The 21,244-nt window shown below is 64.3% G+C and carries 22 protein-coding genes and 1 pseudogene; 14 read left to right on the top strand and 9 right to left on the bottom strand.

Annotated features, from left to right (window positions below):
- Positions 1 to 2: 2 nt before the first annotated feature.
- On the bottom strand, positions 3 to 1,184 hold the full coding sequence (locus IVB31_RS20800; protein WP_247326281.1) for an ABC transporter substrate-binding protein: 1,182 nt from the start codon (positions 1,182 to 1,184) through the stop codon (positions 3 to 5).
- 127 nt (positions 1,185 to 1,311) lie between these two features.
- On the opposite strand from IVB31_RS20800, the gene IVB31_RS20795 reads away from it, so the two are divergent.
- Entirely contained in the window at positions 1,312 to 1,812 is a 501-nt protein-coding gene (locus tag IVB31_RS20795) for a DUF3280 domain-containing protein (RefSeq protein ID WP_247326280.1), read from the top strand.
- Positions 1,813 to 1,821: 9 nt separating this feature from the next.
- On the opposite strand, the gene fghA is transcribed toward IVB31_RS20795, so the two are convergent.
- Positions 1,822 to 2,667: an S-formylglutathione hydrolase gene (fghA, locus tag IVB31_RS20790; RefSeq protein WP_247326277.1), complete on the bottom strand. Its 846-nt coding sequence runs from the start codon at positions 2,665 to 2,667 to the stop codon at positions 1,822 to 1,824.
- Between the two features lie 69 nt (positions 2,668 to 2,736).
- On the bottom strand, positions 2,737 to 3,357 hold the full coding sequence (locus IVB31_RS20785) for a response regulator transcription factor (protein WP_247326273.1): 621 nt from the start codon (positions 3,355 to 3,357) through the stop codon (positions 2,737 to 2,739).
- A 159-nt stretch (positions 3,358 to 3,516) separates the two neighbouring features.
- Between IVB31_RS20785 and IVB31_RS20780 the strand changes: the two genes are divergently transcribed.
- The 10 genes and pseudogenes from IVB31_RS20780 (at position 3,517) to IVB31_RS20735 (ending at position 13,698) form a co-directional block, all read left to right on the top strand.
- On the top strand, positions 3,517 to 4,875 hold the full coding sequence (locus IVB31_RS20780) for a histidine kinase (RefSeq protein WP_247326271.1): 1,359 nt from the start codon (positions 3,517 to 3,519) through the stop codon (positions 4,873 to 4,875).
- A 230-nt stretch (positions 4,876 to 5,105) separates the two neighbouring features.
- Positions 5,106 to 7,547 carry a TonB-dependent receptor gene (locus IVB31_RS20775; protein ID WP_247326263.1) on the top strand — a complete coding sequence of 814 codons (2,442 nt, stop codon included), beginning with the start codon at positions 5,106 to 5,108 and terminating at the stop codon, positions 7,545 to 7,547.
- A 159-nt stretch (positions 7,548 to 7,706) separates the two neighbouring features.
- A complete protein-coding gene (locus IVB31_RS20770) occupies positions 7,707 to 8,006 on the top strand; it encodes a hypothetical protein (protein WP_247326261.1) in 300 nt (99 codons plus the stop codon).
- A complete protein-coding gene (locus tag IVB31_RS20765) occupies positions 8,003 to 8,236 on the top strand; it encodes a hypothetical protein (RefSeq protein ID WP_247326260.1) in 234 nt (77 codons plus the stop codon). The genes IVB31_RS20770 and IVB31_RS20765 overlap by 4 nt, the downstream gene beginning before the upstream one ends.
- Positions 8,237 to 8,435: 199 nt before the next feature.
- Positions 8,436 to 8,603, top strand: coding sequence for a hypothetical protein (locus tag IVB31_RS20760; protein WP_247326258.1), 168 nt, complete (start codon positions 8,436 to 8,438; stop codon positions 8,601 to 8,603).
- 61 nt (positions 8,604 to 8,664) lie between these two features.
- Entirely contained in the window at positions 8,665 to 9,072 is a 408-nt protein-coding gene (locus IVB31_RS20755; RefSeq protein WP_247326256.1) for a hypothetical protein, read from the top strand.
- Positions 9,073 to 9,733: 661 nt separating this feature from the next.
- Positions 9,734 to 10,097 (top strand): annotated as a pseudogene (locus IVB31_RS20750) (transglutaminase family protein); the annotation flags it as partial.
- A 147-nt stretch (positions 10,098 to 10,244) separates the two neighbouring features.
- Positions 10,245 to 11,708 carry a GH1 family beta-glucosidase gene (locus IVB31_RS20745; protein ID WP_247326254.1) on the top strand — a complete coding sequence of 488 codons (1,464 nt, stop codon included), beginning with the start codon at positions 10,245 to 10,247 and terminating at the stop codon, positions 11,706 to 11,708.
- A 109-nt stretch (positions 11,709 to 11,817) separates the two neighbouring features.
- Complete coding sequence (locus IVB31_RS20740) at positions 11,818 to 13,050, top strand: acetyl-CoA C-acetyltransferase (protein ID WP_247326240.1); 1,233 nt, start codon at positions 11,818 to 11,820, stop codon at positions 13,048 to 13,050.
- A 345-nt stretch (positions 13,051 to 13,395) separates the two neighbouring features.
- Positions 13,396 to 13,698 (top strand): HU family DNA-binding protein, encoded by a 303-nt coding sequence (locus IVB31_RS20735; RefSeq protein ID WP_007601427.1) that lies wholly within the window; start codon positions 13,396 to 13,398, stop codon positions 13,696 to 13,698.
- A gap of 70 nt (positions 13,699 to 13,768) precedes the next feature.
- Here the strand turns inward: IVB31_RS20735 and IVB31_RS20730 are convergent, their stop codons facing one another.
- From IVB31_RS20730 to IVB31_RS20710, 5 genes are all read right to left on the bottom strand, one after another.
- Positions 13,769 to 13,921, bottom strand: a complete 153-nt coding sequence (locus tag IVB31_RS20730) for a hypothetical protein (protein ID WP_247326237.1) — start codon at positions 13,919 to 13,921, stop codon at positions 13,769 to 13,771.
- A gap of 5 nt (positions 13,922 to 13,926) precedes the next feature.
- Positions 13,927 to 16,320, bottom strand: a complete 2,394-nt coding sequence (gene lon, locus IVB31_RS20725; RefSeq protein WP_247326233.1) for an endopeptidase La — start codon at positions 16,318 to 16,320, stop codon at positions 13,927 to 13,929.
- Positions 16,321 to 16,328: 8 nt separating this feature from the next.
- The gene (locus tag IVB31_RS20720) at positions 16,329 to 16,712 is read right to left on the bottom strand and encodes an Hsp20/alpha crystallin family protein (RefSeq protein ID WP_247326185.1); all 384 of its coding nucleotides are present in this window, start codon (positions 16,710 to 16,712) and stop codon (positions 16,329 to 16,331) included.
- A gap of 154 nt (positions 16,713 to 16,866) precedes the next feature.
- Positions 16,867 to 17,433, bottom strand: coding sequence for a ferritin-like domain-containing protein (locus IVB31_RS20715; protein WP_247326174.1), 567 nt, complete (start codon positions 17,431 to 17,433; stop codon positions 16,867 to 16,869).
- A 113-nt stretch (positions 17,434 to 17,546) separates the two neighbouring features.
- Positions 17,547 to 17,753, bottom strand: coding sequence for a hypothetical protein (locus tag IVB31_RS20710; protein WP_247326172.1), 207 nt, complete (start codon positions 17,751 to 17,753; stop codon positions 17,547 to 17,549).
- Positions 17,754 to 17,766: 13 nt separating this feature from the next.
- On the opposite strand from IVB31_RS20710, the gene IVB31_RS20705 reads away from it, so the two are divergent.
- From IVB31_RS20705 to IVB31_RS20695, 3 genes are all read left to right on the top strand, one after another.
- The gene (locus IVB31_RS20705; protein ID WP_247326169.1) at positions 17,767 to 17,952 is read left to right on the top strand and encodes a hypothetical protein; all 186 of its coding nucleotides are present in this window, start codon (positions 17,767 to 17,769) and stop codon (positions 17,950 to 17,952) included.
- Positions 17,953 to 18,095: 143 nt separating this feature from the next.
- Positions 18,096 to 18,749: a class II aldolase/adducin family protein gene (locus IVB31_RS20700; protein WP_247326166.1), complete on the top strand. Its 654-nt coding sequence runs from the start codon at positions 18,096 to 18,098 to the stop codon at positions 18,747 to 18,749.
- Between the two features lie 12 nt (positions 18,750 to 18,761).
- Complete coding sequence (locus IVB31_RS20695) at positions 18,762 to 20,549, top strand: chloride channel protein (RefSeq protein ID WP_247326161.1); 1,788 nt, start codon at positions 18,762 to 18,764, stop codon at positions 20,547 to 20,549.
- Between the two features lie 50 nt (positions 20,550 to 20,599).
- On the opposite strand, the gene IVB31_RS20690 is transcribed toward IVB31_RS20695, so the two are convergent.
- The gene (locus IVB31_RS20690) at positions 20,600 to 20,857 is read right to left on the bottom strand and encodes a DUF2798 domain-containing protein (protein ID WP_247326141.1); all 258 of its coding nucleotides are present in this window, start codon (positions 20,855 to 20,857) and stop codon (positions 20,600 to 20,602) included.
- Positions 20,858 to 21,244: the final 387 nt, after the last annotated feature.

Here is a 21,244-nt window from a genome sequence, read left to right as displayed (position 1 = left end):
CCTCACTTCAATTTGCATTTGCTCTCCGGACGGTCATAGCCGAGCGTATCGAGTTCGGAGACCTGGTGCAGAAAACCTTCCTGCGGCGAGACCGACACCACCATGCGGCCGTCGACCAGCAGGATCGGCTGGCGCAATTGCAGGTTCCAGTCGCGCAGCGTCAGCTTTGTGCCCTTGAAGGCCGCGACCGAGAAATCCGGACCCTTGATGAAATCGGTGACCTTCTTGACGTCGCCCGAATTGGTGCGCGAGGTGGCTTCCCCAAGCATGCGCACCGCGGTCCAGGCCTGCATGTCGAGCGCGCTCATGCGCCGCGAATTCAGCTTGATGAAGCGGTTCTGCATCTGGATCGCGCCCCACTGGTCCTGTGCCGCGTCCCAGCTTCGCGCCACGAGGCCGGCCGAGCCCGCGACGGGGCGCGGGTCCCAGGTGCGATAGGGCAAATAGGCAGCGAATACCTCGCTCTCGTCGGCGGCGACGAGCACGTCATAGGCCGGTGCCTGTTGCGTGAACACCGGCATCTGCCGCTGGATCTGCGTCACGCCGGAGTCCGTGCGGCGCGCGCCGCCCTTGTCCTCGAAGCTGCGCTCCTGCACGATCTTGGCCCCGAACCGGGTCGCCGTGCGCCGGAGCGCGTCGGCGAACAGCTTGTCCTCGTCATGCGAGCCGACCACCAGCAGCCAGCGCTTCCACTGCTTCCACACCAGATATTGGCCGAGCGCATCGGCGAGCATCGCGCGCGTCGGCGCGGTGTGGATGACATTGGCGCGGCAATCGGCCTCGCGCAGCCGCTCGTCGATCGCCCCGGCGTTGAACAGCAGCGTGCCGCGCTCGCGCAGGGCATCTGCGACCTTCAGCAGCGCATCAGCCGGCAGGTCGGCGATGACAAAGCCGTTGCGTGCGGCGAGGTCGGTCGCGGCCTGCACGACATCCTCGCCCTCCTTGATACGCCGCTCCTCCAGCGCAAAACGCTGGTTGAGGAATTTTCCGGTGGTGTTGTTGTCCTCGATGGCGAGGCGCGCGCCGGCGACGCCGTCATTCTCCGCGGGCTGCTCGACCAGCGACAGCGTCGATCTGGCGCCGGCGACGCCGAGATAGCCGACGCCGATCATGACGGGATCGGCCGCGAGCGCGCTCGTCGCAGCAAGACCCAGGCCGATCAGGCCGACCAACCATCGGATCATGTTTCCTCCAGATCTTCTCCCCGGCTTGACCGCCGGTGGAGAATTGTCTCTGCTAAAGCATGACCGATTTGTCAGGGCATGCAACCCCGCATTTCGCCCCCGCGCTGCCACTCCGGGAATCACGATCATGCGAGCGCTGATATGTTTCGCAGCTTTGTTGTTGACGGGCTCGGCCGCGCTCGCCGATCCGCCGAAACTCGCGGTGTTCGACTTTGAATTGATCGATACCAGCCTGCCCGGCGAGTTCTATGGCTCGAAGCCGGAGGAGGCGCGGCTAGACCTCATCAGCGAGCAGTTGCGCAAGGCACTGGTTGAGTCAGGCAGGTTCCAGCTGCTCGATATCGCGCCGATCCGGGACGCCGCCCGTCACGCCAATCTGCAGGCCTGCGGCGGCTGCGACCTCAAGCTTGCCGGGGAGTTGGGCGCCGACCTGGAGATCACCGGCATGGTGCAGAAGGTCTCGAACCTGATCATCAATCTCAACATCTATTTGCGCGACGTGAAGACCGGCACCATGATCACGGCCGCCAGCGCCGACATGCGCGGCAACACGGATGAATCCTGGACGCGCACGATGAGCTATTTGATTCGCAACCGGTTGCTGGCGCCGAATTACGGCAAACCGTGAGGGGAGCTCTCACCCCTTCAATCTCTCCGCGTGCCAGTGCAGGTGATCGCCCATGAAGGTCGAGATGAAATAATAGCTGTGGTCGTAGCCTGCCTGCCGCCGCAGCGTCAGCGGAATGTTGGCTTTCGTGCAGGCGGCCTGCAGCAATTCAGGACGAAGCTGCTCCTTCAGGAAATTATCAGCCTCGCCGACGTCGACCAGGAAGCCTGAAAACTTCGCGCCGTCCTCGATCAGCGCCACCGTGTCGTGGCTGCGCCAGGTATCCGTGTTGGGACCGAGATAGCCGGTCAGCGCCTTGATGCCCCAGGGCACCAGCGACGGCGCCACGATCGGGGCGAAGGCGCTGGCTGCGCGAAAACGGTGCGGGTTGCGCAGCGCCACCGTCAGCGCGCCGTGGCCGCCCATGGAGTGCCCCATCACCGATTGCCGCTTGGCATCGACCGGAAAATTCTCGGCGACCAGCTTCGGCAGCTCGTCGGTGACGTAGCTCCACATGCGGTAATTGCGCGAAAACGGGGCTTCCGTCGCGTCGACATAGAAGCCGGCGCCAAGACCGAAATCATAGGCATTGTTGGCATCGCCCGGCACGTCGGGGCCCCGCGGGCTGGTGTCGGGCGCGACAAAGATCAGGCCGAGCTCGGCGCAGGCTTTGCGGAATTCGCCCTTCTCGGTGACGTTGGCATGGGTGCAGGTGAGCCCGGAGAGATACCAGACCACGGGCAGCTTCGCGCCGTCCGCATGCGGGGGAACATAGACCGAGAACACCATGTCGGTTCCGGTCGCCTGGCTCGCATGGCGGTATACGCCCTGCACGCCGCCATAGGATGTATTGGTCGAGACAGTCTGAATCGTCATGCATTTATGCTCCGTGGCATCTAACCACATCAGGATTGCAACGCTTGTGTGACCGAATTCGCGACGATGTCAGGCGACGCCGCTGTCGATCGCCAGCCGCACCAGTTCGACCGAGGTCTTGACCCCGAGCTTCTGGCGCATGATCGAGGAGGTGTTGGCGACCGTCTTGTAGGACGACTGCACCAGCCAGGCGATCTCTGACAGGCTCTTGCCGGCGCTGAGCAGCCGCAGGATTTCCATCTCGCGCGCGTTCAGCTTCGACAGCGGATTTTGCGCCAGCGTGGGCCCTGCGAAGGCGATGCTGCGCGCGATCGCGCTCGGCAGATAGGTGCCGCCGTTGCCGACGGTGCGGATCGCCTCGACGAGGTCGTCGGGATCGCCGGTCTTGGAGACGTAGCCCTTGGCGCCGCACTCGATCGCGCGCGCGGCGAAAGCAGGGTCGTCGTTCATGCTGAACATGATGATGCGGGCCTCGGGCGCGCGCTCGAGGATGCGGCGCGCGAGCTCGAAGCCGGAGACGGTCGGAAGGTTGATGTCGATGATCGAGAGGTCGGGGCGCTCGACGATGAAGACGCACTCGCCGTCTTCGGCGTCGGCGGCCTCCAGAATCTCGATCTCGCCCTCGTCGGCCAGCACGGCACGGCAGCCGGAAGCCACGATGGGATGATCGTCGACGATCAAAATGCGCATAGGCGTTCCTCGTGACAGCGTGCTCCCCGTGATAGGATTGGCCTGTTTCGCGCCCGGCCGGGATTGCTGTACGCTTTCGATTAGATATCGGGCGCTTCGTCTCTGTCAACGTCATCGGACAGGCGCTGGTCATCCTTCGCGGGGGTACGGGCGACACCAATGTGGCAAGATCTCTCTTTGCGCGGGCGTATTAACCTGCTGCTGGCGCTGCTGCTGGCGCTGGGGCTCGCGGTCAATATCGGGCGGCAGGTCGCCGAAGCTGGACCCCGCGTGCAGGCCGAGGACCAGAGCGTGATCCGGCTCGCGCGCGAATTCATCGAGATGATCGTGGCCGATCTCAACGAGGCGCCCGATCCGGATGCGAGATTGAATCAGATTGCGCGCGATCTCAGCCGCCTGCGCCATGTCAGCATCGCGCTTCAGGACGAAGGCGGCAGCCCGCTGACGCAGCCCCGAACTGACGCCGATGACGAGGCGCGGGGGCCGCCGGCCTGGTTCGTCAGCCTGGTCCATCCCGAGCAGACCGCGGTCAGCGTGCCGGTCTCAATCCATGGCAAGCCGGGCTCGCTCCTGATCACCTCGCATCCCGATGACGAGATCGCCGAGATATGGGACGCCATCGTGACCCAGCTCGAGGTCGGCTCGGTGATCGCGCTGGCGCTGTTCCTGGTGATGATGAATGTGGTCGGCCGGGCGCTGGCGCCGCTCCAGTCTCTGGCGGATGTGATGGCCGAGCTCGAAGGCGGGCGCTATCAGGCGCGCGTTACGCCGGGAGGCGCGCCGGAGCTCGCTGCGATCTGCACCAAGCTCAACCATCTTGCCGCAACGCTCAGCGAGGCGGTCGAGGACAAGCGGCGCCTCGCCGAACGCACGGTGTCGCTCCAGGACGTCGAGCGCAAGGAGATCGCGCGCGAGCTCCATGACGAATTCGGGCCATATCTGTTCTCGCTGCGCGCGCATGCCAGCGCGCTGGCGAAGCAGGCGGACGGACGCGCCCCGAGTGCGGACGCCGTGCGCAAACACGGCAGCGCCATGCTGGAGCAGATCAACGCCCTGCAGCAGTTCAATCGCCGCGTGCTGGAGCGCCTCCGGCCCGTCGGCCTCGCCGAACTCGGCCTGCGCCAGGCGCTGGAATCGCTGTCGCGGCTGTGGCGGGAATCGCATCCCGATGTCGCCATCGAGACCGTGATCTCGCCGGCGCTTGGGGTGACCGGCGAGACCGCCGACCTCACCATCTACCGGATCGTGCAGGAGGCGCTCACCAACGTGTTCCGCCACGCCGGCGCCACCGCGGTCAATGTCGTCATCGAGCCGGTGGAGCCGGCGGCGGGCGACGGCCGCGGCTGCGCCCGGGTACGCGTCAGCGACAATGGCCGCGGCATGGAGCCGGGCCAGAAGCTCGGCTTCGGCCTGGTCGGCATGCGCGAGCGGATCCTGGCGCTGGGCGGCACGCTCAACGTCGTCTCCGGCGATGGCGGTTTGACCGTCGAGGCGATGGTTCCGACGGCGGCGGCCTGATCGGGAAAAATTCCCGATTTCGTCGGGAAAACGGGTGCGGATTTCGCCCGACCTTTTGTGGCTGGCGCACGCATTGCTGCCGATTACACTCGTCTCGACCCAACTGGCGCAGATCAAAACAGCCGGCGGTCACGGATGGGAAGGCAGGGATGGGCAAAGCTCATTGGGTCAAGGCTCTTCGGTTCAAGGCTCTTCGGTTCAAGGCTCTTTGGTTCAAGCGTCGTTTGTTGATGGCTTCGGTGTCGACCGGGCTGGTGTCCGGGTTGGTCTTCGCGCTTCCCGCGGGGGCCGCGCAGGACGAGGAGACCAACGTCCAGAACCTGCCGCCGGTCGAGGTGACGGCACCGCCGCCGTCAACGGCGCGGCGCAGTGCGCCAACGCGAGCGGTGGCGCATGTCGGGGCGCCGTCATCCGCCAGCCCCAAGACGCGCATCTACGTCTACCCGACCGCGCCGGGTACCGGCAGGGGTCTCGATGTCGACAAGGTTCCCTCAGCCATCAACGCCGTCGATCCCGGCCAGATCAAGCGCACCGGTTCGCTGAACATTACCGACGCGCTGCGTGACAACATCGCCGGCGTCAACATCAGCGAGGCTACCGGCAATCCGTTTCAGCCGGATGTCGAATTCCGCGGCTTCGTCGCCTCGCCCGTGACGGGCACGCCGCAGGGCCTTGCGGTGTACCAGAACGGCGTTCGCATCAACGAAGCCTTCTCCGACGCCGTCAACTGGGACCTGATCCCGACCGCCGCGATCAGGTCGGTGACGCTGGTGACCAACAATCCCGCCTTCGGCCTCAACGCGCTGGGCGGCGCGATCAATCTGCAGATGAAGCACGGTTTTACCTATCAGGGGGCGGAGCTTGATCTCATGGGCGGCTCGTTTGGCCGCATCCAGGGCTCGGCGCAATGGGGCAAGACGGTCGACAAGAACTACGGCGTCTACGCCGCGCTCGAAGGCCTGCATGACAATGGCTTCCGCAATTTCTCCCAGTCGGATATGCGGCGCTTCTACGCCGATGTCGGCTACAAGGCCGGCGACAGCGAATTCCACGCCAACATGGGCGTGGCCAAGAACGATTTCGGCGCCAGCGCCACCGTCCCGGCCGAGCTGCTCGACAAATATTGGGGCGCGACCTACACGACGCCGCAGACAACCTCCAACCGCGTCGGCTATCTCAATTTGACCGGCAAGGTCGATGCCACGCCGACCTGGACACTCGAAGGCACCGCCCATGTGCGCAGGTACGAGCAGAAGCTCGTCGACGGCAATCCGACCGACACGCAGGAATGCACCGATCCGGGACTCGCTGGCCTTCTTTGCTTCGGCGACGGCGCGACACCGGCCAACGGCACGAACGGCCTGCCGCTTGCCAATCCTTTCGCGTCGGGCACGATCCTCGGCGAGATCGACCGCAGCTCGATACGTTCGACGACGTTCGGCGTGTCAGGGCAGGCCACCAACACCGACCAGCTGTTCGGGCACGACAACCGCTTCGTGATGGGCGCGACCTATGACGCCAGCGTCACGCGCTACAACGCCGCCGCCGAGATCGGCACGATCGGAGAGAACTACGTCGTCAGCGGCGGCGGCCTCTTTCTGGGGCCGACCGGCGTACCTGATACCGTTGCCGGCCCTGTCTCGCTGCGGACCGTCAACCAGTATAACGGCCTCTACGCAATGGACACGTTCAATATTACGGACGCCTTCGCCGTCACCGCCGGCGGCCGTTTCAACGTGGCGCGCATCACGCTAGAGGATCAGCTCGGGACCGATCTCAACGGTGATCACACCTTCACCCGTTTCAATCCGGTGATCGGCGGCACCTACAAGATCACGCCGGAGTTGACGGCCTATGCCGGCTATTCCGAGGCCAACCGCGTGCCGACGCCGCTCGAGCTCGGCTGCTCAGATCCAGCCCGTCCCTGTCTCATCGCCGCGTTTCTCGTCTCCGATCCGCCGCTGAAGCAGGTCGTGTCCAAGACCGTGGAAGCGGGCCTGCGCGGCAGCAGGGAGCTGAGCATCGGCACGCTCGGCTGGAAGGTCGGCGGCTTCCGCGCCACCAATTACGACGACATCGTCGCCATCCCCGTTCCCGGCCGCACCGGCTTCGGCTATTTTTCCAACGTCGGCCGCACAAGGCGGCAGGGCCTCGAGGCCGAAATCAACATCAAATCGCCGACGCTGCAATTCCAGGCGAGCTACGCCTTCGTCGACGCGCGCTTCCTCGACGCATTGAGCATCGGCTCCAACAGCCCGTTCGCCGATGGCGACGGCAACATCCAGGTCTCGCCCGGCAACCAGCTCCCGGCCATCCCGCGCCACCGCGTCAAGATCGGCGTCGACTATGCCGTTACCGATGTCTGGAAGGTCGGCGGCAACGCGCTGTTCGTCTCCAGCCAATATCTGGTCGGCGACGAATCCAACCAATATGCGAAGCTGCCGTCCTACACCGTGTTCAATCTCCACACGTCCTACCAGGTGACCAAGGCCATCCAGCTCTACGGCAAGATCGACAACATCTTCGACAGGCGCTACGCGACCTATGGACAGTTCTTCGACACGGGAGCCGTGCCCAACTTCACCAATGGCGGCGCCGGGTTCACCGACCCGCGCTCGCTCAGCCCGGCACGGCCGCGTGCGTTCTATGCGGGGATGCGGGTGACGTTCTGATTTTGCCCGGTCAGCCCAGGCTGGCGTGGGGTCACGAAGAGAGTTGGGGCCAGCGCCGCCCGTCGTGGCGTGTCGCCAGGGGTGCGTTCTACCTCAAGCCGATTGACTCATTGTTCATGTTTTGTTCTTATGCTGGTCGTCCAGCCAAGGGAGCGCGCCGTGGACAACCGCATCAATGAAATCCGCAGAGTCATCAGAGCATTACGCGTCAGCATGCGTGAGGCCGAGGCCATCATGCATGAGCAAATCAACCGGGACGAAGACTGCACCTTCGTCGCCGGGGAAGTCATGAAGATGCGTACGGTGATGAGCGGGCTCGTCCAGGAGCGGACCGCTCTCGGCGACACCGACCCGATCGTCGTCGCCAGCCTCTTCATCCCCCGCCGGCGACCGACGCCGCCGCGCCTCCATGTTGGGAGGCGTCGCCTTGTCCCGCCGCGAGAGGTGGCCCGGGCATGAAAGGAGAGAAGCCGACCTATTTCTCCGACATGCAGGAGCCGCCGGAATTCCTGAAGGCGCTCGATCATGCGCGGCGGCTGTCCTGCTATGAAGGCTGGTGCCGCATGCATATCGAGGCCATCCAGGTCGCGATCGATCAGTACGCGGAAGCAGCCCTCGGCAATCGGGAGTTCTTCCTCAACAAGCCACACAGCATCGGCGGAAGCCGCAGCCGCGGCGACATACCCTGACGTCGAGCACCATCCAATGGCGGCGCCGGGGTCCCGGAAGTCCTCCGCGGCAGCGATGCATTTCAGCCCGGCCATCGGCGCGCGGGCGCAGCTTGGCGGCAAGTTGATTTTTACCGATCGGAAACCATGGCGAATGATCCGAAAATTTTAACGAAACGACTTGGCGGTCTCTGCGTCGGTTTGTCGGAGGGCCCGTCCGATGACAGAGCGCCAGTTGAGAGACCAGGAATTCCAGATCGCGCGTTACAGGCGTCTGGAGCGCGAAGTGACCGATCCGCTTGCGGCTTGCCTGCTTCACAGCATCATCGAAGATTTGGAAGCCGAGCTGCGCAGGGACAGCCCGGATTGGCACGGGCCGCGCGATTAACCGTTTCTTAGTGCTGATCGTGCGGATTGTTGCGAGGGGAATGCCAGGGGAGACTGCTCCCATGCTGAAGGACGGCACATATGCGGCGTGGTACAAGACGCCGCTCGACCAGGGTACCGGGATCGTCCATGTCGCGGACGGCCAGATCTGGGGCCGTGACAGCCTGATGACCTACCACGGTTCGTGCAAGGTCGATGGAGATCGCTTCACCGCGACCGTGTCGACGAAGCGGCATACCGCCGGACGTGCAACGGTCTTCGGCAGCGACGACGAACTGACGCTGGACATCGAGGGAAACTGCCCCGGCAAGATTGCGACTTACGCCGCGACGGCACAACAGACGCCGGGAATGATCCTGCAGGGAACGCTCATTCTCACGGAACAGCAGCCACCGGCACCTGAACGAACCGGGCAGGTGCCCGCGTTCCATCCCGACAAGCTGCCAAAGCTCCCGAAGCGCTCGCGCTGATCGCAGGAGCAAGCGCGCCAGCCCCCGATCGTCTTGGCTGATGGATTCCTTCAGCCATCAAGCAGATCACTGCGAATACGAAAGCTGATCTTCCGTAACGACCCGCTCAATTTTCTCCGACTTGCACTTGATGCGGTATCGGAGACGTCCGTCGGACTCGATCGGCATATGCTGGACGATGGTGTAAATCATCGGTTGATCGGTTGCGGCACGTCCTTGTGGACCTTGGGGCTGGTGGCGAACGTCTTCGTTTAGCTTGTAGGCAAACGACATATATCTACCTCGAAATTCACAGTTGCTCTGGCGCGGGGTCAGTCGTTGGCCTGTCAGGACAGGCGCTAAGTCAAGCGAAAGGGGTCACCACAGTCTCAACCGTTAAAAACCGCGCCATGATCCGGTCGTCTCCTGCTTGACTGGTGCAGGCAGTTGATCAGGCTCTCTGGATTGGTTTGCTCCGACGCTGCGGCTCAAGCTACGAACTGGCTCACCCACTAGCTGGTCCACAGCAGCCTTCCCTGGCTGGAGCGGCGATGGCTGCACCATACATCACATTTGGGAACTTTGGTCGTAAATTCGGAGGGGGTTTATTGCATTCTCCAAGCATGCGGCCCGAATCTCGCAGGGAACTGACGACTTCCCTTCCGGATTGGGCTGGGAACTTCGAGCTCCAGATGAGACGCTGGGGCTTGGCATCGGAACGTGCAGAGATATGGCGACCCTGCTTGTGGAAGCTGCGCGCCTCCTCGGATTTGGGAGCAGGATCGCTTCCGGTTATTTGTACGACCCGGGCATGAGCCGCGTTGGCTCAGCCGGCTCCGGTTCGACCCCCGCCTGGGCGGATCTATGTTCCGGGCGCCGGATGGATTACGTTTGACCCAACCAGCCAGAGTGTGGGGGGCCACAATTTGATCCCTGTCGCTGTGGCGCGGGATATCCGCCAAGTGACGCCGGTATCTGGAAGTTATGCGGGAACGAGCTCGGCGACCGGAATGACGGTGGACGTCAGTGTTTCGGCTTTGGGGTAGGTCGGCCGGGCGATCCCCGTGGCCTGTTGCAGACAGCTTTGTCGCATCCGGCAATTCTGCATTCTCAGCCCTCGGCTCGCTCGCTTCTCAAACGACCTGCGACGCGCCATGGTGCCGCCGCAAGAGCATCGCCCCGGAGCAGCATCAATGTCGGACAAGGTCTCGCGTCGCCAGTTTGCCAAGCTGGCGGGATTGTCCGCCGCCGGGCTGGCCAATCCGCTGGAGGCCGCCGAGGTCAAGCCCGCACCTGCGCCGCGAGGCATGAATGGATTTCCTCCGGGCTTCGTCTGGGGCACAGCGACCTCGTCCTATCAAGTCGAGGGCGCGGTCAATGAGGACGGGCGAGGGGCCTCGATCTGGGACAAGTTCGTCCGCATCCCCGGCAAGATCGAGGACGGTAGCACCGGCGACCGCGCCAACGAGCATTATCACCGCTACAAGGAGGACATCGCGCTCATCAAGGAGCTCGGCTGCAAGGCCTATCGTTTCTCGGTGGCCTGGCCGCGGGTGTTTCCGGACGGCGACGGCAAGCCGAATCCGAAGGGGCTCGACTTCTACAATCGCCTGATCGACGAGCTCCTGAAGAACGGCATCGAGCCGTGGCTGACGCTCTATCATTGGGACCTGCCGCAATCGCTCCAGGACCGCTTTGGCGGCTGGCGCTCGACGGAGACCTGCAAGATCTTCGGCGACTATGCGGCCTATGTCGCCGAGCATCTCACCGATCGCGTCAAGAACGTGTTCACGCTGAACGAGAGCGGCCGCTTCGTCTATTTCGGCTACGGCATCGGCATCGACGCGCCGGGCGTGACGTTGCCGCAAGCCGAGGTCAACCAGATCAGGCACAACAGCGCGCTCGCGCACGGGCTCGCGGTGCAGGCGGTGCGCGCGCATGGCCGCCGCGGCACGCGGGTGGGGCCTGCCGAAAACATCGATGCCTGCGCGCCCGCGATCGACACGCCCGAGAACGTCCGCGCCGCCGCGATCGCGCTGCGCGAGATGAATGCCGGCTACCTCAACGTCATCATGACCGGCCAGTACACCGACGCCTTCCTGAAATTCGCCGGACGTGACGCGCCGAAATACACCGACGCGGAGCTGAAGATCATCTCTTCGCCGGTCGATTTCCTCGGTCTCAACATCTACGCGCCGCAGAACTATGTCGTCGCCTCCGACCAGGGCGCGGGCTTCATGCCGCTGCCGATCCCGAAATCGTTCCCGCACATGAATTCGGACTGGCTGCGCGTCGGCCCCGAGACGATCTACTGGGTGCCGAAGCTGGCGGCCAAGATCTGGAAGACGGATGCGATCTATATCAGCGAGAACGGCACCTCCGGCGAGGACGTCGTGACGCCCGACGGCAAGATTTACGACACCGACCGCATCATGTATCTGCGCAACTACCTCGCCCAGCTCCAGCGCGCCACCGCCGAGGGCGTGCCGGTGCGCGGCTACTTTCTCTGGAGCCTGATGGACAATTTCGAATGGGTGTTCGGGCTCAACAAGCGTTTTGGGCTCTACCACGTCAATTTCGACACGCAGGTGCGTACGCCTAAACTCAGCGCCAGTTTCTATCGCAACGTCATCGCGAAGAACGCGGCGGGGGTGTGATTGCTCTCCCTCACCCCATGCTTGCGGGGCGCGACGAGCTTCGCCGCATTGACTCCCTTCGCCTCCTGATTCAAAACGCCTCTAACCATTCAAAAAGAGGAAAACGCCAATGACCGACGCACTCATCATCGATGCCTGCCGGACCCCGCGGGGCGTCGGCAAGGCCGGCAAGGGGGCGCTTTCGGGCATTCATCCGCAGCAGCTCGGTGCGACCGTGCTGCGCGCGCTCGCCGAGCGCACCGGCATCGACACCGCCGATGTCGACGACATCGTCTGGGGCTGCAGCGCGCAGGTCGCGACCCAAGGCGGCGATCTCGGCCGCATGTCGGCGCTGGACGCCGGCTACGACGTGCGCGCGAGCGCCGTGACGCTCGACCGCTTCTGCGGCTCCGGCATCACCAGCGTCAACATGGCGGCAGCTTCGATCATGTCCGGCAGCGAAGACCTCGTCATCGCCGGCGGCTGCGAGATGATGTCGATGGAAGGACGTCGCGGCGGCGGACCGATGATGATGGACTCAGGCAATCTGCGCCTGCGCGCGCGGCATCCGCAGTCGCATCAAGGCGTCTGCGCCGACGCGATCGCCACGCTGGAAGGCATCACGCGAAGGGACGTCGATGCGCTCGGGCTCGAAAGCCAGAAGCGCGCAAGCTTTGCGATCGCGCACGGCCACTTCGAGAAGAGCCTCGTGCCGGTGCATCGCGAGGACGGCAGCCTCGCGCTCGACCATGAAGAATATCCGCGGCCGCAGACCACGATGGAAGGCTTGAGCGCATTGAAGCCCGCATTCCCTGCCGTCGCCGATTATGCGCTCGACGACAAGGGCACGACCTATCGCGGCCTCATCCTGCAGAAGTATCCGGACCTCGAGATCGACTTCATGCACCACGCCGGCAACTCGTCCGGCGTCGTCGACGGCGCCGCGGCGATCCTTCTCGCCTCGCCCGCTTACGCCAAGGCGCACGGCCTTAAAGCCCGCGCCCGAATCGTCGCGATGGCGAACATGGGGGACTCGCCGACCCTGATGCTCAACGCGCCGGTGCCGGCGACGCGTAAGGTGCTGGCGAAGGCGGGGCTGACCATCGACGACATCGATCTGTTCGAGATCAACGAGGCTTTTGCGGTGGTCGCGGAAAAATACATCCGCGACCTCAAGCTCGACCACGCCAGGGTCAACGTCAATGGCGGCTCGATCGCGCTCGGCCATCCCATCGGCGCCACCGGCTCGATCCTGATCGGCACTGTGCTCGACGAGCTCGAACGGCGCGACCTCAAGCGCGGCCTCGTCACCATGTGCGCGGCCGGCGGCATGGCACCCGCCGTCATCATCGAGCGCGTCTAGCGAACCTTCTCTTCACCTCTCCCCGTAAAAATGGGGAGAGGGAGAGCGGCCGCGGTGCGATCCGCCTTATTTTTCAGGGTGAATCGCGCGCCTCCTTTCACAAAGAGGCCGGTCGTCGCTTGTCGAAAGCATCGAATCAGCTTTAGCAAGGCTGCGTGCGGGCCTTTGAAACAAGGTAAAATCCGCTGCCCGAGGCTCCTTCCGCACTGGAAGTGGCTAAAATGCAGGGTTTTTTGCCACAGAGGGCCAAAAAAGCCCGTAAAACCGCGACAAAACTGTGCAGAAGGCTATAGGCCTTCGCCGGTTGGTCTAATATGCAGCCGTCAACGAATCAGAGGAGACACGATGGCCACCCAAATGTCGAAATCGCAGCTGATCGAAAAGATTGCGACCACCACCGAGCTTTCCAAGCGCGACGTCAAGAGCGTCATGGAGACGCTGACGGATGTCGGCCACAAGGAGCTCAAAAAGAACGGCCTGTTCCTGGTGCCGGGCTTCGCGAAGTTCGTGGTCATCAAGAAGCCCGCCACCAAGGCGCGCAAGGGCACCAACCCGTTCACGGGTGAAGAGATGATGTTCAAGGCCAAGCCGGCCCGGAAGATCGTCCGCGCCCGCCCGGTCAAGGCCGCCAAGGACGCTGTGGGCTAACAACGCAAAGGCCCCCTCGAGCGAGGGGGCCTTTTGTTCGGGGCTGCCGCGAGGGCTTGAGACGGAGGGCTCAACCCTTGCGGCGCTTCACCCGGACCGGGACCGGCTGAAGCCGCGGTCCTGACGCCAGGGCATCGCGAACCCCGTCGAGGGCGCGGTCGAGCAATTGGCGCAGCCGCTGCGTCTTCCGCGATCGCTTCGCTCTTTCCAGCAGTTTCTTCATCGCCTTCACTCCGCCGCTTCGACCTTGGCACCGACAGGTTCGAGCGCAGCGGCGATGGCCTCGTCGACGCGCTCCAGCCAGATGAATTCGAGGTTGTCCCGCGCGCTCTGCGGGATGTCGTCGTAGTCGCGCTTGTTGCGCGCCGGCAGCATCACCCGCTTCAGGCCCGCGGCCGCCGCCGCCACCACCTTCTCCTTGATGCCGCCGACCGGCAGCACCAGGCCGCGCAGCGAGATCTCGCCGGTCATGGCGGTGTCGCTGCGCACCGTGCGATTGGTGAGCAGGGACGTCAGCGCCGTGAACATCGCCACGCCCGCGCTCGGTCCGTCCTTCGGGGTTGCGCCCGCGGGCACGTGAACATGGATGTCGCTCTTCTCGAACAGCGATTGGTCGATGCCGAGCTGCGTGGCCTTGCTCTTCACCAGCGTCAGTGCTGCCTGCACGCTCTCGCGCATGACCTCGCCGAGCTGGCCCGTCAGGATCATCGCGCCCCTTCCCGATACGCGCGAGGCCTCGATGAACAGGATGTCGCCGCCGACCGGCGTCCAGGCTAGGCCGGTAGCCACACCTGCAATGCTGGTGCGCTGCGCGATCTCGCCCTCGAAGCGCGGCTGGCCGAGCACGGTGGCGATGTCCTTCGGCGTCACGACGACCTTCACGGCGGTGCCCTCGGCGACCTGCACCGCGGCATGCCGGAACAGCTTGCCGATCTCGCGCTCGAGGTTACGCACGCCGGCCTCGCGGGTGTAGCCCTTGACCACCAGCTTCAGCGCCTCCGGCTCGATCTCGGCCTGCTCGGCCGTCAGGCCGTTGGCGGTGAGCTGCCGACGCACCAGATAGCGCCGCGCGATCTCGAGCTTCTCCTCCTGGGTGTAGCCGGCCAGGCTGATCAGCTCCATGCGGTCCAGCAGCGGGCCCGGAATTTGGTCCAGCATGTTGGCGGTCGCGATGAAAACGACGCGCGACAGGTCGAAGGGCACGCCCAAATAATTGTCCCGGAACGTCCCGTTCTGCTCGGGGTCGAGCACCTCCAGCATCGCGGCGGAAGGGTCGCCCTGCACGCCGCGGCCCATCTTGTCGATCTCGTCCAGCATCATGACGCAGTTCCGGCTGCCTGCCTTCTTGATGCCCTGGATGATGTTGCCCGGCAGCGCGCCGATATAGGTGCGCCGATGGCCGCGGATCTCGGCCTCGTCATGCACGCCGCCGAGGCTGACGCGCACAAAGGGGCGATCCATCGCGCGTGCGATGGACTGTCCGAGCGAGGTCTTGCCGACGCCGGGCGGACCGACGAAGCACAGGATCGGCGCCTTGCCCTGCGGCGCCAGCTTGCGAACCGCCAGATATTCGATGATCCGGCTCTTGATCTTCTCCAGGCCGAAATGGTCGGCATCCAGGATGCGGCGCGCTTCCTTGATGTCGATCGGCTTCTCCGCGGGCAGCGCCCAGGGCAGCTCGATCAGCCAGTCGAGATAGGTGCGGACCATGCCGGCTTCGCCGGCGGCTTCCGGCATGCGCTCGTAGCGGCGCAGCTCCTTCTTCGCGTGCGCATCCGCCTCGGGCGGCATGTTGGCCTTGGCGATGGCCGCGGTCAGCTCCGCGACCTCGGCCGCCTTGCCGTCGCCTTCGCCGAGCTGGCGCTGGATAGTCGCCATCTGCTCGCGCAGGATCGCCTCGCGCTGCCGCTCGTCGAAGCTGGCGCGGGTCTTCTGGCCGATCTCGTTGCTGATGCGCAGCACCTCCAGCCGTTCGGCCAGATGCTTCGACACCTTCTCAACCCGCAAGATGAGGTCGATGGTCTCCAAAACCTCCTGCTTGTCCTGCGGCTTGATATCCATGAACGAGGTCGCCAGGTCGGCCAGCGCGCCGGGCGCGGTGGTGCTCTGGAACATCGCGACCAGCTCGGGCGGCGCCTGCGGCAGCAGCTCGATCGCCTCGATGGCCAGGCGCTGCAGGTTCAGCGCGCGCGCCTCGATCTCGGGCGAGCTCGTGGTCGGCTCCGGAATCTGCTGGACACGCGCGGCCGGGAACGGCGTCCCCGGCAGGAAGTCGAGGATGCGCGCGCGCTGCACGCCCTGGCAGACGATGTGATGGGTGCCGTCGGGCGCGGTGATGTAGCGCACGATGTTGGCGATGGTCGCGACCCGGTAGAGGTCGTCTGCGGTGGGATCGTCGACCTCGGGATTGCGCTGCAGCACGATGCCGATCGGCCGCTGCTCACGCAACGCCTGTTGCGCCGCGGCGATCGACTTCGGCCGCGCGATCGCGATCGGCCCGATCGCGCCGGGAAACAGCACCATGTCGCGGACGGCGATGATGATCAGCGCGTCGTCGGGAATCTTCACGCCGGACGTATTTTGGGAATTGGTCTGTGCGGTATTCATTGGTTCGGTGGCCATGATCGACCTCAGGATTTGGCGAGGCGTAGCGCGACGCAGCCGTCCATCACGAAGCGGCTGATCGCGTAGCGGCCGACGGGCAATGCAATGCGGCGCTCAAAACGCCCCTGCGGCAGCTCGAGTCGGTGGATGCGGGCGTTGTGAAGCTCCGGCGGAAGGGTGCGCTGCCCGGAGATGACGAGCACGCCGTCATGGATCACCGTCTCGACATTGTCGGGATTGACGCCGGGAAGCGCGACCAGGATCAAGAGCTCATGCTCGGTTTCGAGCACGTCGATCGGCGGCTCCCAGCAGGCTTCCTGGCGGCCGAATTGCTGACGCATCCGTTCGGCGCGAGTCAGCTGGTCCAGGGCTTCGGACAGCATCCAGTCGAGGGGATTTTTGGGTTGCATGAGGCGGGCTCGGCGGTGGGGAACGCTGCATATGGGGCTGGTTCCCGGGAATTCCAGCCCGGCGGCGCGGACGTGCCATGCGGATCGTGCAATCCGAAAAGGCAAACGCCGCGGCCCGCGCCGCGGCGTTTCCATCATCAAGGCGACGTGCGGCTCAGGCCGCCTCGCGGTATTCCTCTTCCGCTTCGAGGTTGATCACGGAGGTGGCGAGCTCGCTCAGGGCGTGATCGGTCGCTTCCTCCTCGTCCAAGGTCGCCTGGAGCAGCCTTGCTGCGTCCTGCATGCCGAGCTCCTCGGCCCAGGTGCGCAACGTGCCGTAGCGGGAGATTTCGTAATGCTCGACCGCCTGCGCCGCTGCGAGCAGGCCGGCGTCGAGCGCGGGCGCGTTCTTGAACTCCTTCATGATCTCGGCGCCTTCGTCGGTGATGCCGTTGATCGCTTCGCAAGGCTTGCCGCGCGCGGGCTTGCCCAGCATCTTGAAGATCTGGTCCAGGCGTTTGACCTGGCCCTGGGTCTCGCGCAGATGCTTGTTGAAGGCGGCCGCGAGCTCCTTCGAGTTTGCGGCCTTGGCCATCTTGGGCAAGGTCTTGATGATCTTGTTCTCGGCGAAATAGATGTCCTTCAGCGTCTCCAGGAACAGGTCGCTCAACATCTTCGGCGCCTGACGCGGGCGCCGCGCCGCGGTCTTTTTGGTTGGGCGTTTCGTTGCTCGTTTGGCCATACATCCTCCTCTTGAGGTGACACGGGAAGGCATCTGCTTCCGCAATCCTCAGGCGATCAAAGCCGCCCGGAGAACGAAAGTTCCAAACTGCAACCTGCGCTCGCGGCGACCGCTCAGGTCGGACGCTTCTGGGGATCTTCCTGCCGCTGCCGCGCCTCGGTGTTGCGATCGAGCTGTGCGCGCTCGCTGCGCCGCAGGCGTCCCGTCTTGGCCACGCCATAGACGAGGACCGCACCGAGCAGGAAGGCTCCGATGAACCAGAGCCAGAGCAAATTGGCCGAGAGGTGGCCCAGCAGCATTCCAATTCCACTGTCGGTCATTGTGCATCTTCCGGTGATTTTCAAAGCGGTTCTGCCGGGCTTAAGTCAGCCCGGCAGCCATCGTTCCTGCGTCCAGGCCTGCGTGACGCTGCTGCTCGGCATGCCGCTCGCGGCCTATTCGGTGCAGGTCGTGATCAACCGGATCGCGGCCGTCCGGGCGCGCCTGCCGCAGGGTTGCGACAATCTGGTAATGTGTTGATTTTCATGATTGTTTCATGATGCTCGGCGAGCGTCGGAGCGATCGCGCGCGATCCGGACCGCTTTCTCTTGCGCTGCCATATTGCTTTGACGTACTCCCGCTCTGACAAACGTCCATCGCCAAGAAGACGAGATGAAGTCGAGATGTCGATGACAGCGGACGAGATCGACAAGAGGCAGGCCATCATCAGTGCCTGCCGCCGCATGAATGCGCTCGGCATCAACCAGGGCACCTCGGGCAATATCAGCGTCCGACATGTGGACGGGCTTCTGATCACCCCGACCAGCGTGCCCTATGACGCCATGACGCCGGACCAGATCGTCTTCATGGCCATGGACGGCTCGCATGCGCCCGGTCAGAAGCCGTCCAGCGAGTGGCGCTTCCACCTCGACATCCTGAAGGCCCGGCAGGACGTCGACGCCGTCGTTCACGCCCATCCGACCTATTGCACCATCCTGGCGATCATGGGCATGGAGATCCCGCCGGTGCATTACATGATCGCGGCGGCCGGCGGCGACAGCATCCGCTGCGCGCCCTATGCCACTTTCGGCACGGTGGAACTCTCCGAGCACGCATTGGGCGCGCTGGTGGGACGGCTTGCGTGCCTGCTCGACCATCACGGCATGATCGCGATCGGCAAGTCGCTGGACAAGGCGATGTGGCTCGCCGTCGAGGTCGAGACGCTGGCGAGGCAATATCACGGCTGTCTCCAGCTCGGCGAACCGCCGCTGCTGTCGAGCGCCGAGATCGAACGGGTCCGCCAGCGCATGGCCGGCTACGGCATGTCGGAAGAGTAGGGCGGACAGAGAGTGTTCCTGCGGATCAGACATCTCACAGATCGCAAGGGGACGAGCCGCATCATGATTCGGCTGCGGGCGCTGCTGCGCAGCAACGAATTCTATCTGATCCCGCTCGCCCTCGTGATCGGCACGCTTGCCGGCGCCATCGTGACGCTGATGGCCGAGATTGCGCAGATTGCCCATATGGTGATCTACGGCATTCCCATCGACGTCCGCCTTTCCGCCAATACGCGCGTCAGCCCCTGGGCCGCGCTGATCGCGCCTGCGCTGGGCGGGCTGGCGCTCGGCATCATGGAGTGGTGGCGGCGGCGGTGGAAGATCTCCAGCGCGGTCGATCCGATCGAGGCGAACGCGCTGCGCGGCGGCAATCTGTCGATGCGCGACAGCTTGGTGGTGTCGAGCCAGACGCTGATCTCGAACGGCTGCGGCGCCTCCGTCGGTCTCGAGGCCGGCTACACCCAGATCGGCTCGGGGATCGCCTCGCTGTTCGGCAAGTTCTTCAATCTGCGCCGCAACGATCTGCGCCTGATCGTCGGCTGCGGCGCTGCCGCTGCGATCGCGGCGGCGTTCGGTGCGCCGATCACCGGTGCCTTCTACGCCTGCGAGTTGATTGTCGGCGTCTATTCGGTCGGCAGCGCGGCCCCGATCCTGGCGGCCTCGCTCGCCGGCGCCCTGACCGCCCAATGGCTCGGCGGCGCGCCGTACTCGCTCGAAATACCGAAGGTCAGCGCTGTCGGCGTCGAGCAATATATCGCGTTGATCGGGCTCGCACTCATCACCAGCGGGGTCGGCATCGCCGTGATGCGCTCGTCATCGATGTTCGAGCGCCTGTTCAAATGGCTGCCGATCTGGCTACGCCCGGTGATCGGTGGCCTCATCGTCGGCGGCTTTGCGATCGTCACGCCGCAGGTGCTGGCGGCCGGCCACGGCGCCATGGTGCTCGATCTCTTTCACGACATGACGATCGGCCTGATCGCGCTGATCATCGCCCTGAAGGTGACGGCGTGCCTGATCTCGCTCGCCTCGGGCTTCCGCGGCGGGCTGTTCTTTGCCTCGCTGTTTGTCGGCAGCCTGATCGGAAAGTTCTTTTCCGCGGTGCTGCTGCTGATCAGCCCGAACTTCGTGATCGACCCGCTGGTCGCGATGCTGACGGGCATGGCGACGCTCGGCGTCGCCATCGTCGGCGGTCCCTTGACCATGTCGTTCCTCGTGCTCGAGATGACCCGCAATGTCGACGTCACCGCCGTGGTGCTCGCCGGCTGCATCGTCACCTCGATCTGCGTCCGCTTCATGTTCGGGCACTCCTTCTCGACCTGGCGCCTGCATCTGCGTGGTGAGACCATCCGCAGCGCCAACGACGTCGGCTGGCTGCGCAACCTCACCGTCGAGCGGCTGATGCGCTCCGACGTCGGCAAGGTGCCGTCGACCACGACCATCGCGGCGGTTCGCCGCGAATTCGTGCTGGGATCGCGCCCCGGTATCGTCATCGTCAACAATGCGGACGAATATGTCGGGCTCGTCCTGTTGCCCGATTTGTTCTCTAGCGACCTCGACTCCATCGCCGACGAGATCCAGGTGATCGAGCTCGCCCGCCTGACCGAGATCGTGCTGATCCCGGAAATGAACGTGAAGTCGGCGATGGCGGTGTTCGACGAAGCGGAAGCCGAGATGCTGGCGGTGGTCGATTCCACCGACAGCCGCAAGGTGGTCGGCTTCCTCACCGAGACCTTCGCCCGTCGCCGCTATGTCGAGGAGATCGACAAGGCGACGCGCGGCGTGCTCGGCGCGCTGTCGTAAGGTCACGCGGAAGCGGGACGGCGGGCTTCATGCGCCGCCGTCCACACCGGCTATCGGCCTGGTTGAGAGGGAGAAGCGACGAGGCAAGCCACGATCCGGCGGACCAGTGGCAGCACCATCAGCAGCGTCGGAAAGGCGACGAGCCATGACAGCGCCCAGGCGCCCGGCCAGGTCGCGACGAACGCCGGCGTCGCGCCGAGGCTTCGAAGCGTCGAAATGACCGACACCACGGCCGTCATGAGGATGGACAGCACGAATGGCATCACGATCGGCGCATAGCGCGCCGGCAGTTTGCGAACCGCAATCATCTGATTTCTCTTTGGAATAGGACGCGTCAGTCACGTTGAACCTGAAAATGGCATCGATCCCGACGGCGTCGGTTGATGCGTTGGTTCACGTAAAACGCTTACGGCGACCGGAAAAACGGCGCGCCTGTTCATTATCCGCTCATGTTGGATGGTTCAAGCTGGATCTCGTCGTTCGGTTTACAATCGTTCAAAGCGCGGCGGATTGCCGCGATCACGAAACCATTCCAGTGATTTGCCATTATGGATGGTTTGCTTATGTCGCTTTGGGCGAGAACAGAGGAAGGTCAAATGAGTTTTAGACCCATGATTTCTGCGGCCAGCCGCAACGCGCTGGTGGCTGCGTTCGCAAGCCTCGCCCTGATCGCAGCTTCTACATCGCCCTCGGCT

Origin of the sequence: Bradyrhizobium sp. 21 (assembly GCF_023073335.1) — a bacterium.
Classification (GTDB): Bacteria; Pseudomonadota; Alphaproteobacteria; order Rhizobiales; family Xanthobacteraceae; genus Bradyrhizobium.
Note: the sequence above shows the minus strand (reverse complement) of the source record. Positions and strands in the feature narration are given on the sequence as shown.

What these genes read in the sequence shown, in the direction of transcription:
- IVB31_RS20800 (WP_247326281.1), bottom strand. Translation starts at nt 1,184, where the DNA reads ATGATCCGATGGTTGGTCGGCCTGATCGGCCTGGGTCTTGCTGCGACG.
- IVB31_RS20795 (WP_247326280.1), top strand. Translation starts at nt 1,312, where the DNA reads ATGCGAGCGCTGATATGTTTCGCAGCTTTGTTGTTGACGGGCTCGGCC.
- fghA (WP_247326277.1), bottom strand. Translation starts at nt 2,667, where the DNA reads ATGACGATTCAGACTGTCTCGACCAATACATCCTATGGCGGCGTGCAG.
- IVB31_RS20785 (WP_247326273.1), bottom strand. Translation starts at nt 3,357, where the DNA reads ATGCGCATTTTGATCGTCGACGATCATCCCATCGTGGCTTCCGGCTGC.
- IVB31_RS20780 (WP_247326271.1), top strand. Translation starts at nt 3,517, where the DNA reads ATGTGGCAAGATCTCTCTTTGCGCGGGCGTATTAACCTGCTGCTGGCG.
- IVB31_RS20775 (WP_247326263.1), top strand. Translation starts at nt 5,106, where the DNA reads ATGGCTTCGGTGTCGACCGGGCTGGTGTCCGGGTTGGTCTTCGCGCTT.
- IVB31_RS20765 (WP_247326260.1), top strand. Translation starts at nt 8,003, where the DNA reads ATGAAAGGAGAGAAGCCGACCTATTTCTCCGACATGCAGGAGCCGCCG.
- IVB31_RS20760 (WP_247326258.1), top strand. Translation starts at nt 8,436, where the DNA reads ATGACAGAGCGCCAGTTGAGAGACCAGGAATTCCAGATCGCGCGTTAC.
- IVB31_RS20755 (WP_247326256.1), top strand. Translation starts at nt 8,665, where the DNA reads ATGCTGAAGGACGGCACATATGCGGCGTGGTACAAGACGCCGCTCGAC.
- IVB31_RS20745 (WP_247326254.1), top strand. Translation starts at nt 10,245, where the DNA reads ATGTCGGACAAGGTCTCGCGTCGCCAGTTTGCCAAGCTGGCGGGATTG.
- IVB31_RS20740 (WP_247326240.1), top strand. Translation starts at nt 11,818, where the DNA reads ATGACCGACGCACTCATCATCGATGCCTGCCGGACCCCGCGGGGCGTC.
- IVB31_RS20735 (WP_007601427.1), top strand. Translation starts at nt 13,396, where the DNA reads ATGGCCACCCAAATGTCGAAATCGCAGCTGATCGAAAAGATTGCGACC.
- IVB31_RS20730 (WP_247326237.1), bottom strand. Translation starts at nt 13,921, where the DNA reads ATGAAGAAACTGCTGGAAAGAGCGAAGCGATCGCGGAAGACGCAGCGG.
- lon (WP_247326233.1), bottom strand. Translation starts at nt 16,320, where the DNA reads ATGGCCACCGAACCAATGAATACCGCACAGACCAATTCCCAAAATACG.
- IVB31_RS20720 (WP_247326185.1), bottom strand. Translation starts at nt 16,712, where the DNA reads ATGCAACCCAAAAATCCCCTCGACTGGATGCTGTCCGAAGCCCTGGAC.
- IVB31_RS20715 (WP_247326174.1), bottom strand. Translation starts at nt 17,433, where the DNA reads ATGGCCAAACGAGCAACGAAACGCCCAACCAAAAAGACCGCGGCGCGG.
- IVB31_RS20710 (WP_247326172.1), bottom strand. Translation starts at nt 17,753, where the DNA reads ATGACCGACAGTGGAATTGGAATGCTGCTGGGCCACCTCTCGGCCAAT.
- IVB31_RS20700 (WP_247326166.1), top strand. Translation starts at nt 18,096, where the DNA reads ATGTCGATGACAGCGGACGAGATCGACAAGAGGCAGGCCATCATCAGT.
- IVB31_RS20690 (WP_247326141.1), bottom strand. Translation starts at nt 20,857, where the DNA reads ATGATTGCGGTTCGCAAACTGCCGGCGCGCTATGCGCCGATCGTGATG.